12 protein-coding genes and 1 pseudogene are annotated in these 13,034 nt (G+C 69.1%); 8 read left to right on the top strand and 5 right to left on the bottom strand.

Annotated features, from left to right (window positions below; all coding sequences use genetic code 11):
* Positions 1-134: 134 nt before the first annotated feature.
* On the bottom strand, positions 135-1,073 hold the full coding sequence (locus tag AB0B45_RS42295) for a helix-turn-helix domain-containing protein (RefSeq protein ID WP_358143147.1): 939 nt from the start codon (positions 1,071-1,073) through the stop codon (positions 135-137).
* A gap of 117 nt (positions 1,074-1,190) precedes the next feature.
* On the opposite strand from AB0B45_RS42295, the gene AB0B45_RS42290 reads away from it, so the two are divergent.
* The gene (locus AB0B45_RS42290) at positions 1,191-1,646 is read left to right on the top strand and encodes a nuclear transport factor 2 family protein (protein WP_358143145.1); all 456 of its coding nucleotides are present in this window, start codon (positions 1,191-1,193) and stop codon (positions 1,644-1,646) included.
* A 932-nt stretch (positions 1,647-2,578) separates the two neighbouring features.
* A complete protein-coding gene (locus tag AB0B45_RS42285) occupies positions 2,579-3,217 on the top strand; it encodes a sigma-70 family RNA polymerase sigma factor (protein WP_358143275.1) in 639 nt (212 codons plus the stop codon).
* 106 nt (positions 3,218-3,323) lie between these two features.
* Here the strand turns inward: AB0B45_RS42285 and AB0B45_RS42280 are convergent, their stop codons facing one another.
* Both AB0B45_RS42280 and AB0B45_RS42275 read right to left on the bottom strand, forming a co-directional pair.
* A complete protein-coding gene (locus AB0B45_RS42280) occupies positions 3,324-3,701 on the bottom strand; it encodes a DUF5319 domain-containing protein (protein WP_358143143.1) in 378 nt (125 codons plus the stop codon).
* A gap of 28 nt (positions 3,702-3,729) precedes the next feature.
* On the bottom strand, positions 3,730-4,719 hold the full coding sequence (locus AB0B45_RS42275; RefSeq protein WP_358143141.1) for a helix-turn-helix transcriptional regulator: 990 nt from the start codon (positions 4,717-4,719) through the stop codon (positions 3,730-3,732).
* A 458-nt stretch (positions 4,720-5,177) separates the two neighbouring features.
* Here AB0B45_RS42275 and guaB point away from each other — a divergent pair, with 458 nt between their 5' ends.
* Together guaB and AB0B45_RS42265 are read left to right on the top strand one after the other, a co-directional pair.
* Entirely contained in the window at positions 5,178-6,662 is a 1,485-nt protein-coding gene (gene guaB / locus AB0B45_RS42270; RefSeq protein WP_358143139.1) for an IMP dehydrogenase, read from the top strand.
* Positions 6,663-6,670: 8 nt separating this feature from the next.
* Positions 6,671-7,789: a GuaB3 family IMP dehydrogenase-related protein gene (locus AB0B45_RS42265; protein WP_358143137.1), complete on the top strand. Its 1,119-nt coding sequence runs from the start codon at positions 6,671-6,673 to the stop codon at positions 7,787-7,789.
* 64 nt (positions 7,790-7,853) lie between these two features.
* Here AB0B45_RS42265 and AB0B45_RS42260 read toward each other — a convergent pair whose 3' ends face one another.
* Positions 7,854-8,423, bottom strand: a complete 570-nt coding sequence (locus AB0B45_RS42260) for a dihydrofolate reductase family protein (protein WP_358143135.1) — start codon at positions 8,421-8,423, stop codon at positions 7,854-7,856.
* 72 nt (positions 8,424-8,495) lie between these two features.
* Here AB0B45_RS42260 and AB0B45_RS42255 point away from each other — a divergent pair, with 72 nt between their 5' ends.
* From AB0B45_RS42255 to AB0B45_RS42240, 4 genes and pseudogenes are all read left to right on the top strand, one after another.
* The gene (locus AB0B45_RS42255) at positions 8,496-9,068 is read left to right on the top strand and encodes a TetR family transcriptional regulator (protein WP_358143133.1); all 573 of its coding nucleotides are present in this window, start codon (positions 8,496-8,498) and stop codon (positions 9,066-9,068) included.
* Positions 9,069-9,350: 282 nt separating this feature from the next.
* Complete coding sequence (locus AB0B45_RS42250; protein ID WP_358143131.1) at positions 9,351-10,532, top strand: Cmx/CmrA family chloramphenicol efflux MFS transporter; 1,182 nt, start codon at positions 9,351-9,353, stop codon at positions 10,530-10,532.
* Positions 10,529-11,532 (top strand): annotated as a pseudogene (locus AB0B45_RS42245) (IS481 family transposase). Before AB0B45_RS42250 ends, AB0B45_RS42245 begins: the two are co-directional and overlap by 4 nt.
* A 14-nt stretch (positions 11,533-11,546) precedes the next feature.
* Positions 11,547-12,326: an aminoglycoside phosphotransferase family protein gene (locus tag AB0B45_RS42240; RefSeq protein WP_358143273.1), complete on the top strand. Its 780-nt coding sequence runs from the start codon at positions 11,547-11,549 to the stop codon at positions 12,324-12,326.
* 3 nt (positions 12,327-12,329) lie between these two features.
* Here AB0B45_RS42240 and AB0B45_RS42235 read toward each other — a convergent pair whose 3' ends face one another.
* Positions 12,330-13,007 carry a hypothetical protein gene (locus AB0B45_RS42235; protein WP_358143129.1) on the bottom strand — a complete coding sequence of 226 codons (678 nt, stop codon included), beginning with the start codon at positions 13,005-13,007 and terminating at the stop codon, positions 12,330-12,332.
* Between the last annotated feature and the right edge of the window lie 27 nt (positions 13,008-13,034).

The following is a 13,034-nucleotide window of genomic DNA, read 5'->3' as shown; positions in this document are numbered from 1 at the left end:
GGGGACGCGGGCCTTTCGTGTTCTCCGGGGGTCTTCCGGCCTGTAAGGCAAGCACCCGACAGCCCACCGCAGGCGCGAGGCCGGGCTCTGTCCTGCCACGCCACTCCAGCGGGACGGGGCGGGCCGCCGTCACGTCAGGCGCCCTGGGCCGACGTCCTGAACCTGGCACGGTAGGCCGAGGGCGTCACGCCCAGGTGGCGGAGGAACGCTCGCCGCAACGACTCGTCGCTCCCCATGCCCGAACGCGTCGCCGCCCCCGTGACCGTTTCGCCGGAGTCGAGGAGCGACTGGGCGGCCTCCAGCCGTACGGACTCCACGAAGGCGGCGGGCGTGCATCCCACCCGCTCGTGGAACAGCCGCGTCAGGTGGCGCACGCTGACGCCCGCCCGCGCGGCCATCACGGGCAGGGAGTGATCGGCCGCGGGGTCGGCGGCCACCCCGTCGAGCAGCTCGCGCAGCGGGTCGTGGGCGGGGCGAGGGGTACGCGAGGCGACGGAGAACTGCGACTGGCCGCCCGGCCGCTGCAGGAACACCACCAGGTCGCGGGCGACCTCCCTGGCCAGCTCGGCGCCCGCGTCCTGCTCGACCATGGCCAGCGACAGGTCGATCCCCGCGCTGACCCCCGCCGAGGTGAGCACGTCGCCCGACCGCACGTAGATGGCGTCGGGCTCGACCTCGACCGCGGGGTGGCGGCCGGCCAGCGTGGCGGTGTGGCGCCAGTGGGTGGTGGCCCGTCTGCCGTCCAGGAGCCCCGCCTCGGCCAGCACGAACGCGCCCGTGCACACCGACGCCACCCGCTTCGCCGTGAACGAGGCGACGATCTCGACGACCTCACTCGGCGGTCGCCGTCCTGGCAGGTCGGGCGAGCCGGGCACGACGAGGGTGTGGGCGCGCGTGACCGGCGCCGTCGTTTCGAGACGGACGCCCGTCGAGGTCGTCACGGGCGCGCCGGTGGGTGAGCAGAGCCGCACCGTGTACGGCCCGCCGAACCCCGCGGCCGTGCCGAACACCTCCAGCGGCGCGGTCACGTCCAGCAGCCGCACCCCGTCGTAGGCCAGAATCACGATGTCCATATGTGAGGGATAGTAGTCCTGATAGACATGGCTGCGAGACGGCCCGGGTCGGCAGCATGGAGTCATGGCAGAACGCATCGCATACATCGAGATCCCTGACACCAAAGGAGATATGTCATGACTCGTCCGCCCGTTCCGCCCTTCACCGAGGCAGACGCCCTGGCCAAAGTCCAGGCCGCCGAGGACGCGTGGAACACCCGCGACCCGGCGCGAGTGGCTCTCGCGTACACGCCCGACTCGCTCTGGAGGAACCGGGACACGTTCGTCACGGGGAGGCAGGAGATCGAGCGGTTCCTGACCGAGAAATGGGCGCGGGAGTTGGACTACGCGTTGCGGAAGGAGCTGTGGGCATTCGGTGACGACAGGATCGCGGTGCGTTTCCAGTACGAATGGCGGGAGTCGTCGGGTAGGTGGTGGCGGAGCTATGGGAACGAGCTGTGGGAGTTCGACGGCGAGGGGCTGATGCGAAGGCGCGAAGCCAGCATCAACGACGTGCCGATCACCGAGGCGGACCGCCGCATCCACGGCCCCCGACCGCCCGCCGAGCACGGGATCCCGTTCCCGCTGGCCTGACGTTCTTATAGGCGGCCCACCTCCGCCTTACGGGATTTCTATGGGATACAGCCCGCCTCCGCCTTCTCTGGGATACGGCATGCCTCCGCTTCCATGGGATGCGGCCCGCCTCCGCGCGGGTCTCGGCCCGCGCCCATGGGGTACGACCCGCCACCGCGCAGTGGGACGCCCCACTGACCTTCGCGGCCCTCTCCCCTGGAACCGGCGTGGCGGAGGGGGCGCCTTCCGCGCTCGGGGTCAGAGGGGTGGTGGGGGGACCGCCCGGGAGGCGTTTGACGGGCTTCTCTGCAGGATCGGTCTGGTGGGCGGGGGCGGCTCCCGGGTTCGGGGGTCAGGTTGGTTGGGGTCTGGGGGAACAGGCCGCGCACGTTCGGGAACATTCGGGACCGTACGAGGACGTTCGTTCAGCCGTGCGGGTGGCGGTTGAGCGTGAGGGGCTGGAGGGCGGTGAGGCCCGACTGCTGGGCCGCCGGATGGTTGATCGCTGGGTGTGGGTGAGGAGGGGGTGTCCGAGCCGGTGAGGTCGGGTGGGTGGATGTCGTGAGAGCGCTGGCTGACGCTGAAGGGCGGACGCTGACTGTGGGGGAGGGTCGCCGGGAGGTTGGTGAGAGGCTGACTGCGTGCCGCAGGGGGGTCGGTCGCTCGGTGGGAGGGTGCCGGGCGGGTGGGGGGTGGTCACGGAGAGTTGGAGGAAAGGTGCGGGGTCTGAGGGCGAAGGTGTCCGGAAAGGAGGTTATTTCCCGGTAAACCGAACACGTTCGTAAAGCGTCTACGCGTCCGACATGTTTCGTGCATTTCCGCAAATGGCTTGAAATATCATAGCACCTTGAAAGCCTTAGTGTGGTCGGTTGATTACGCCCCGTTATCGTCGCTTCAATGTGACCAATCCGTAGCCGTTCGCTATGACGACAGGCAGGATCAGTGCGGGCATCATGCCTAACGTGAGCGAGGGAAGCGTCGCCGACGCCAAAATTGGGGTAAGGCTTGCGTCGAGACTTCCGGCAAGATCGGATGAGTCCGACCTTCGGGAACTGACGAGCCTCGCCGTCCAGGGGGATCGCAGTGCGATCGAATCTCTGATCGGGGAGCTCCGCCCGATGGTGGTGCGCTATTGCCGTGCGCGCCTAGGGAGGGTTTCAGGGCAATATCACATTGCCGATGACGTAGCTCAGGAAGTGTGCATCGCCGTCCTGTCCGCGCTGCCCCGCTATCGCGACATGGGGCGGCCGTTCGCCTCGTTCGTGTTCGGGATCGCCTCGCACAAGGTGGCCGACGCGCTGCGCAGTTCGGTGCGCTCGGCCGTACCGACGCAGGATCTGCCCGATGGCCCCGATGAGGGGCCGGGGCCCGAGGAGACCGTCGTCCGCTACATCGAGGTGGAGCAGGCACGCAGGCTGCTGTCGCGGCTGCCGGACAACCAGCGCGAACTGCTGCTGTTGCGGGTGGTCTCGGGGCTGTCGGCCGAGGAGACGGGTAATGTACTCGGCATGACACCAGGTGCCGTGAGGGTCGCCCAGCATCGGGCGCTGGCCAGGCTGCGGCAGATGGCCGAGCTGGAGTCGATCGCTTGACCGAAGACGAAAGCGACGCGCTCCTCGACGCGTTGTCACGGGGTGAGCCGCCGCCCGCGTGGGATCCGGCCGCCAGGCTGCTCGCGGCGCTGGTCGAAGACGTCGGTCAGTGCCGCTCTTCGGTGTCGATGACGCCGTCGACGTAGCCTCTGGCGTACTCCCAGCTCACATAGTCGGACGGGTCGGGGTGGAAGGCCGGCTCGTGCACCTGCGGCTGGCCGTTCTCGATCATCTGGCGGAGGTTGCCGCGCAGCAGCTCCCAGTCGAAGAAGTGCTGTTCCGAGCATTCGGGACAGTCGAGGACCAGGCCGAGCACGCCCTGCGGTTCCAGCAGTGAGCGGAAGACCTCGACGTCGGCGAGGTCGGTGATGGCCTCGTCGCGTTCGGCAGCCGTCAGCGGCTCGGCGTCGTCGAGATCGCCCAGCGCCGAGCTCGGGTCGTTCGGGTCGTCCGCGAACGGGTCCTGTGGCACATCTTCCAGCACCTTCCCACCATAAGACCGATGGGGTGCTTCAGGTGAGCCATCCCCTCCGCGTGGCCTCCACGCCTGCGTGGAAGCGCGACTGGGCGCCCAGTTCGGCGATGGCGTCGGCGAATCTGGCGCGGACCGTGCGGACCGACACGCCGAGGTGGCGCGCGATGGAGTCGTCGCACATGCCCTGAGCGGCCAGGCGCAGCACCTGCACCATGCCGTCGCTCTTGCGTCCCCACGGCAGGGGTACGGCACGCGCCCACAGCTCCTCGAACAGCGAGCGCAACACTCCCACCACGATCGGCGCGCGGACGACGTAGAAGTTGTAGGCGTGGTCGGGCAGGTTGCCTCCCCAGGCGGCGGGCAGCCCCGCGACGCCGGGCCCCGCGGTCATGAACCAGCTCGGCACCTTGTCGAGCGTGCGCACCTGCCCTCCGCTGGCCAGTAAGCGGCCCAGCTGGTCCCGCACGCCCGGCAACGTCAGCGTCGACACCGGGATGATCGCGCGCATGGACAGCAGCTCCCGCTGCTGCGCGTCGACCCACGGATCGGCGAACTTCCTCGCGAAGTCGAGCATCGTGCGCTCGTCGGGGATGGCGGTGAGCAGCTCCATCGGCGGCGCCTGTACGGCGATGCCGACGACGCTCTCGTACAGGATGTCGGCGCCGCTGACCAGTTCGACGGGGAAGGGGCCGCTCTGGTAGTCGCGGCCCGCGTCGTAGTCGCGGATCAGGTGGCGGATGGAGCTGAGCGCGGTGTCGATGCGGCGGCTCTCCTCCGCCAGCAGGTCGAGACGTTGGGCGATGAGCCTGCCGAGGGCGGCGGCGGGATGGCGGGCGAGGTAGTGACCTGACTGCTCGTCGACGACGCCCAGCCGTACGAGGTCGTCGAGTTGCCTGCCGACGGTGTCGGTGGGGCCGTCCATGGCCGCGGCCAGCTCGGCCAGCGTGGCCCTGTGCAGCCTCAGCACCGCCGTGTACAGCGCGGTCTGTGCCGGATCGAGGCCGAGGGTCTCGAGCGGGTCTGACATGGTGCTGGAGATATTGCGCATGTGCGGTGCTCCGTAGAGGGGACACGGGCGTGCCGCGAGGATAACCCCGTCGCCCGGCCCTGTCCTGCCCTTGCGCCGACTCTTCTGCCCGGGGTGCAACTTCGTGCAATTGCACGTTTTCACATTGCGATGTTCCATCGCGTAACGCAGCATTAACCCAGCGTCGGCACCCGGAAGATGAGCAGCGCCGCCACTTGGACGCGGAGGGGGGTTCGGTGGCATTCGCGCCTCATCTGAGGCTGCCGGTGGCCGGGGAACCGGGGCGGATCACCGACCGCCCCGGTTCTCCGGCACTTCTGGATGCGTGGAGCACTTCTCGATGCGTGGAGGACGACGGACCGTGGGGGTCATCGTCCTCCATCCCCGCCCTGATCCTTTTGGCCGCACCCACTAAACTTGCTGTCACAAGCAGGTATGGCGGCTGGAGGGGTCACGGCATGTCCAAGTTCACTGAGACGGGGCTCACGTTTGACGACGTGTTGCTCGTTCCCGCTTATTCGGACATGCAGCCGGGTGATGCCAACACGGGCACCCGGCTCTCGCGCGGCATCACGCTGTCGATCCCGCTGGTCTCGGCGGCGATGGACACCGTGACCGAGGCGCGCATGGCCGTCGCGATGGCCCGCCAGGGCGGCATCGGCATCCTCCACCGCAACCTGTCGATCGAGGAGCAGGCGCAGCAGGCCGACCTGGTCAAGCGCTCCGAGGCCGGCATGGTCACCAACCCCGTGACGTGCTCGCCCGAGGACACCCTCGCCGACGTCGAGCGGCTCTGCGCCAACTACCGCATCTCCGGCGCCCCGGTCACCGACGCCGACGGCGTGCTCGTCGGCATCGTCACCAACCGCGACATGCGCTACGAGAGCGACCAGGGCAGGACCGTGCGCGAGGTCATGACCCCGATGCCGCTGGTCACCGCGCCGGTAGGGGTGTCGCGCGACGACGCGTTCGCGCTGCTCAAGACCAACAAGATCGAGAAGCTGCCGCTGGTCGACGCCCAGGGCAGGCTGCGCGGCCTCATCACCATCAAGGACTTCACCAAGAGCGAGCAGTACCCGCTCTCCACCAAGGACGCCGACGGCCGCCTGGTCGTCGGCGCGGCCATCGGCGTCGCGGGCGACGCCGAGCAGCGCGCCCAGGCCCTCATCGACGCGGGCGTCGACGTCATCATCGTCGACACCGCCCACGGCGACTCCAAGGGCGTCGGCGACATGATCGCCAAGGTCAAGGCCAACAGCCACGGCATCGACGTCATCGGCGGCAACGTCGCCACCCGCGCGGGCGCGCAGCTGCTCATCGACGCGGGCGCCGACGCGGTCAAGGTCGGCGTGGGCCCCGGCTCCATCTGCACCACCCGGGTGGTCGCGGGCGTGGGCGCGCCGCAGATCACCGCCATCCACCAGGCGTCACTGGCCTGCGGCCCAGCGGGCGTCCCGCTGATCGGCGACGGCGGCCTGCAGTACTCGGGGGACATCGTCAAGGCCATCGCCGCCGGCGCCAACACCGTCATGCTCGGCTCCCTGCTCGCCGGCTGCGAGGAGTCGCCCGGCGACCTGATCTTCATCAACGGCAAGCAGTTCAAGTCCTACAGGGGCATGGGCTCGCTCGGCGCGGTCCGCAACCGGGAGCGCGGCGGCACCTCCTTCAGCAAGGACCGGTACGGCCAGGGCGAGGTCAGCTCCGAGGACAAGTACATCCCCGAGGGCATCGAGGGCCAGGTCCCCTACCGCGGCCCGGTCTCGGCGGTCACCTACCAGCTCATCGGCGGCCTCCACCAGGGCATGTGGTACGCCGGGTGCCGCACCATCGACGAGATGCACGAGCGCAGCCAGCTCATGCCGATCACGTCGGCGGGGCTCAAGGAGAGCCACCCGCACGACATCCAGATGACGGTCGAAGCTCCGAACTATCACAGAAGGTAATTGTTTTGATGACTCAGGTGGAGATCGGCCGCGGCAAGACCGGCCGCCGTGCCTACGCGCTCGACGAGATCGGGCTGGTGCCCTCGCGGCGTACGCGTGACCCGGAGGAGGTCTCGATCGCCTGGCAGATCGACGCCTACCGGTTCGAGCTGCCCGTGGTGGTGGCGCCGATGGACAGCGTCGTGTCGCCCGCCACGGCGATCGCGATCGGCAGGCTCGGCGGCCTGGCGCCGCTCGACCTCGAAGGTCTGTGGACCCGCTACGAGGACCCGAGGCCGCTGCTGGAGGAGTGCGCCGCGCTCGACACCGAGGCGGCCACGCGCAGGCTCCAGGAGATCTACACGGCGCCGATCAAGGAGGAGCTGATCGGGCGCAGGATCCAGGAGATCCGCGACGCGGGCGTGACGACCGCGGTCCGCCTGTCGCCGCAGCGCACGGTGCAGTTCCACAAGACGGTCATCGACGCGGGCGTCGACATCTTCGTCATCCGCGGCACGACGGTCTCGGCCGAGCACGTGTCGAGCAAGGCCGAGCCGCTGAACCTCAAGCAGTTCATCTACGAGCTCGACGTGCCGGTGATCGTGGGCGGGTGCGCCACCTACACCGCGGCCCTGCACCTGATGCGCACGGGCGCGGCGGGCGTGCTGGTCGGCTTCGGCGGCGGCGCCTCCCACACCACGCGCAACGTGCTCGGCGTCGCCGTGCCGATGGCCACGGCGATCTCCGACGTGGCGGCGGCGCGACGCGACTACCTCGACGAGTCCGGGGGCCGCTACGTCCACGTGATCGCCGACGGCGGCATGGGCACCTCGGGCGACATCGCCAAGGCGATCGCCTGCGGCGCGGACGCGGTGATGGTCGGCTCGCCGCTGGCTCGGGCGACGGAGGCTCCGGGGCACGGGTTCCACTGGGGTTCGGAGGCGCACCACCCCGACCTGCCGCGCGGGCGCAGGATGCAGTTCGGGACGGTGGGCACGCTGGAGCAGATCCTGCACGGGCCCTCCAGCGTCGCCGACGGGTCGATGAACCTGATGGGCGCGCTGAAGCGGACGATGGCGTCGACGGGCTACTCCGACATCAAGGAGTTCCAGCGCGTCGAGGTGGTCGTCGCGCCGGTCCAGCGCTGACGTTCGACCTACGGGAAGACCCGCACCGCCGTCCAGCGGTGCGGGTCTTTCGCGTCCGCCGCGATCACGCCCTGCTGTACCAGGTGACCCTGGCGCCGTTGCTGAAGGTCTCGCTCTTTGTGGGAGCGAACAGCGTGGGCCTGAACTCGCCGGAGAAGGCGGAGATGCCGGTCCCCGCGACCACCGGGTAGTGCTTGATGATCAGTTCGTCGATCTCGGGCAGGACGGCGGCGGCGAGCGCGCCGCCACCGCACAGGTAGATGTCCATGCCGTCCTCCTTCTTCAGCCGCCGCATCAGCTCGAGCGGCTCCCCCCGGACGATCTCGACCTCGGGGTCGGTGCTGTCGGGCAGTGTGGTGGACACGACGTACTGCCGCAGCGGGCTGTAAGGGCTGGTCACGCCGGCGTCGAGGCCGGGCATGTAGGTGCCGCGGCCCATCACGACCGTGTCGAAGCGGCGCGCGGCAGCGTCGAGGCCGATCATCGCGCGGATGTGCGCGGGCACCGTCTCGGGCTGCTCGGTGTTCATCCACGCCATCATGTCGTCGGCCAGCGGGTAGAAGTCCCACTCGCCGCCGGGTCCCGCGATGTAGCCGTCGATCGAGACGCCCACGTAGTACACGAGCTTTCGCATCAGTAGGAACTCCGTATGTAGTACTCTGCTTGAAGTGGTCTCAACGTAGTACTACATCTGGAGTGGTGTCAAGTGAGGAAGAACCGCGAACGGCGGGCCGCGCTCGTCGATGCCGCCATCGAGGTGCTGGCACGCGAAGGCGCGAGGGGGCTGACGTTCAGGGCGGTGGACGCGCAGGCGGAGGTGCCGACGGGGACGGCCTCCAACTACTTCTCCAGCCGTGACGACCTGCTGACCCAGGCGGGAGGGCGCATCTACGAGCGGCTCCAGCCCGACGAGGCGACCATGGCGCTCACCATGGAAGGGCCGCGCGACCAGGACAGGACCATCCAGTTGCTCAAGGCGATGGTGGGGCGGATCACCGCCTACTCCACCGGGTACCTCGCGCTGCTGGAGCTGCGGTTGGAGGCGACGCGCAGGCCGGAGTTGCGGGCCGTGCTGACCGAGCGGATCCGCGCCGACGTGGACATGAACGTGAAGTACCACCTGGAGTCGGGGCTGCCCGGCGACGCGACCACGGTGAAGCTGCTCTACCTGGCGCTGAACTGGCTGATCGTGGAGCGGCTGACGCTGCCGGAGGTGTTCTCGGCGGAGGATGCTGAGGAGCTGGTCGTGCGGGCGGTCGAGCGGTTGATCCCCGGCTGAGGGTGCCGTTGCCTAGATGTTGCGGGGCACGAGGTTGACGACGCTCGCCCTCCGGAACCCGGTTGCTTGATGACCTGTGGTTTGAGTAGCGTTTGCGTCATGTCGAGCCCTGAGGCATCCAAGGTGGGGGCTTTCGGTCACGCCGTCAGCCCCCTGAACCGCTGAGTTCTTAGTCCGCTTCCCAGCAGTTTTTGCTGCGTGGGATATTTGTGCGCACCCTTGGGTCGCTGGCCGCGGTGACGAGACGTCTCCTTCTCGTTCTCTCTCACCTCGGAGCTCGTGATGCCTCTGCCGCTCTACCTGCTTGCCGTGGCGGTCTTCGCCATGGGCACCTCGGAGTTCATGCTCGCCGGCCTGGTGCCGGACATCGCCACAAGCCTCGACGTGTCGGTCGGCGCCGCCGGGCTTTTGATCTCGGCGTTCGCTGTCGGGATGATCGTCGGCGCGCCGCTGATGGCGGCGCTTGCGCGCCGGTGGCCTGCCCGGGCCAGTCTGCTGGGCTTCGTGCTGGTTTTCGCCGTGGCCCACGTCGTGGGTGCCCTCACGGCGAGTTTCGCGGTTCTGCTGGTCACGCGGGTGATCGCTGCCCTGGCCAATGCGGGCTTCCTGGCTGTGGCACTGAGCACGGCGGCCACGCTCGTCGCACCTGATCAGAAGGGGCGTGCACTGGCGGTGCTGCTCTCGGGGACGACGGTGGCCACCATCGCTGGAGTTCCCGGCGGTGCGCTGCTCGGCACGTTGCTTAGCTGGCGGGCAACCTTCTGGGTGATCGCACTGCTCTGCCTTCCCGCCGCCTTCGGCGTCGTGAAGGGCATCCCGGCCCGTGCCGGAAAGACCCCTCAGGACACTCCGGCCGGCTCGTCTCTTCGGGACGAGATCGCCCAGCTCGCGATGCCCAGGTTGCTCGTGGTCATGCTGCTCGGTGCCCTGGTCAACGCTGCCACCTTCGCCACGTTCACCTTCCTGGCACCGATCGTGACAGACACCGCCCGCCTAGGCGAGCTGTGGGTCTCGGTCGTACTGGTGCTCTTTGGTGTTGGGTCCTTCGTCGGCGTCACCCTTGCGGGACGGCTCTCCGATCAGCATCCGGGCATCGTGATCGCAGTCGGTGGCCCGTTGCTGTTGCTCGGCTGGGTCGCGTTGGCGGCCCTGGCTGCCCAGCCCGCGGCGCTTCTGCTCCTCGTGTTCGTGCAGGGCACGCTTTCCTTCGCGTTGGGCAGCACCTTGATCGCCCGGGTGCTCTATGAGGCAGCAGGCGCCCCCACCATGGGAGGGTCGTATGCGACCGCGGCGCTCAACATCGGTGCTGCTGGCGGCCCCGTCGTTGCAGCAACGGCGCTCGGGGCCAATGCTGGCGATCTCGGCCCGGTATGGGTCAGTGGCCTCCTGGTTGCGATCGCACTGCTCATCGCCCTGCCGCTCCTGCGATTCATTACACCCCGCGTCGGTCAGGCGATCCGATGACCCACGCGAACGCTCCACTGAGCATCGAGGGACGTCGACGACTCATCAAGCGCTGCCGAACCCGTCCAATCGCTCATGTCGCCGCCGAGATGGGGATCTCGCGGGCCTGCGCCAGCAAGTGGGTCAATCGCTGGCGTCGCCACGGTGAGGTCGGGCTCCAGGACCGGCCTTCGACCCCGCATTCCAGCCCGAACGCAACACCGTCAGAGGTCATCGAACGGATCGAAACCTGGCGACGAGAGAAGAAGTGGTCCGCCCAGCGGATCACCGACGAACTACTCGCCACCGGGGTCCGCATCCATCGCCGCACGGTCACCAGACATCTGGCTCGACTCGGCCTTGGACAGCGCAGGTTCATCGATCCGAACGGCGAGAACAACCGCAAGCCGGGCAAGATCATCGCCAGGTGGCCCGGACACATGGCGCACCTCGATGTGAAGAAGGTAGGCCGGATCCCGGACGGCGGCGGCTGGCGCATCCACGGTCGCGGCAGCGACCAGGCCAAGTTCGCCGGCCGAGCGAAGTCTGCGGGCGCCAAGCGCGGCTACGTCTATCTGCACTCCATCGTCGATGGCTTCTCCCGTCTTGCCTACACCGAACCTCTGGCCGACGAGAAGGGCGCCACCGCAGCTGCTTTCCTCGCTCGGGCGAAGGTTTGGTTCGCCGCACATGGCATCACTCACATCCACCGGGTCATCACCGACAACGGTGCCTGCTACCGATCCGGCGACTTCGCTCGAATCATCGGCAGCCAGACCCGGCATCAGAAGACCAAGCCCTACACCCCTCGGCACAACGGCAAAGTCGAGCGATACCAGCGGATCTTGCCGAGGAACTGCTCTACGCCCACGAGTTCACCAGCGAGGATGCACGATCAGCCGCGATCGCGGTATGGAACATCCACTACAACTACCACCGGCCACACAGCGGTGCCGGTGGCCAGCCACCCGCTTCACAACTCCAGCGAGGTGTCACGAACGTCCAGCCCTCCTACACCTAGACTGCACGGCTGTGATGGCCGATCTTCAGAACACCCACGCTGTCTCGTTCGAGGGCGAGGTGGTCACCAAACGGTTCACCGACGGGAAAGCGGGCGGCGCCGAGCGCGAGTGGCGCGCGCTCACCCTGCTGGCCGAGCACGCGCCAGGGCTCGCACCGGCGCCGATCGACTTCCAGCCCGGCGTGGTGGTCATGTCCAGGCTGGCGGGGGCCTCGTTGCGCGGCATGACGCCGGCGCCCGCGCCTCTCGCGGGGCTGGCCGAGGCGCTCGGGGCGATGCACTCGGCGGTGCCCCCGCGGGTCCTGCGGGACCTGCCCGAACGGCCGTGGCAGACCGCGCAGCTCGCCGCGCAGGTGCGCGCCTGGTGCTCCGGGTGGCGGCCCAGGGGCGGCCTGGCCGATCGGGCGGTGAAGGAGGGCGCCAGATGGCTGGACGGCTGGCGGCCGAGCACGGCCGGCGTACGGCCGGCGTTCGGCGCGGGCGACGGCAACCTCGCCAACTTCCTCTGGGACGGCGAGCGGGTGCGCGTCGTGGACTTCGAGGACTCGGGCCGTTCCGACCGGGCCTTCGAGCTGGCCGAGCTCGCAGAGCACGTGTCGGCGTGGGTCGACGGCGAGGTGGACGTGCTGGCCTCGGTCGAACTCGACAGGGACGAGGCCTCCAGGATGCGGGAGTGCCGCCGGCTGCAGGCGTTGACGTGGCTGTTCCTGTTGTCGGGGGAGGGCCCGCGCAACCCGCCTGGCACCTTCCGGCGGCAGGTCGAGCGAGTGCTGCGGGCGCTGGACGGCGCATAGGCGTCAGCGGTCCTGGCGCCGCCTGAGCAGGAGCCACGCCAGCGCTCCCGCGCCCGACGCCACGACCGCGCCGCCGGTGATCGGTCCCCACGGGAGGCCGGCTCCATGCGAGGAGGCCGCGACGGGGGTCAGGGGAGGGCCGCTCTCCGGTGACATGGCCGAGGGGGCGGGGGTAGGCGTGCCGAGGGTGGCGAGCAGCTCCTTCGTGATCGGCTGCCCGGCGAACCCCGGCGCGGCGGCCTCGTCACCCCTGCGCAGCGGGCCGCTCCCCGGCCTGAGCGCCACGTTGCCCGCGCACAGCGACGAGTAGAGCGATGTGCCGGGATCCGTCGAGAACAGTCCGCTCTCCCGCGGCCCCGACGACGCGAACACCAGATAGCGCGCCCCCACCGCGAACCGGTACCCGCACGAGGCCTCGTCGGCGTTGGTCGCCACCTCGACCGTCGCCACGCGTTCGCCCTTGTAGACCTGGTCCACCACGAAGGTGACCACGTAGGGCGGCGGGGGGCCGAGGGGCGATCCCGTGGGCCGCCTCGTGTCCTTCACCGTTCCCGTGAACACCGCGGCAGCCCTCTCCATGCCCTCCTTCGGCACGAAGGCGACGCAGTCGCAGGCGCAGGCCGTACCGGCGGGAACAAGGACGATGGCGGCGATCAAGGCGAGGGCGGCTAGTAGGCGCATGCCCTTTCACACGTGACGGGCGCGTCT

Origin of the sequence: Nonomuraea sp. NPDC049152 (genome assembly GCF_040648355.1) — a bacterium.
GTDB lineage: Bacteria > Actinomycetota > Actinomycetes > Streptosporangiales > Streptosporangiaceae > Nonomuraea.
Note: the sequence above shows the minus strand (reverse complement) of the source record. Positions and strands in the feature narration are given on the sequence as shown.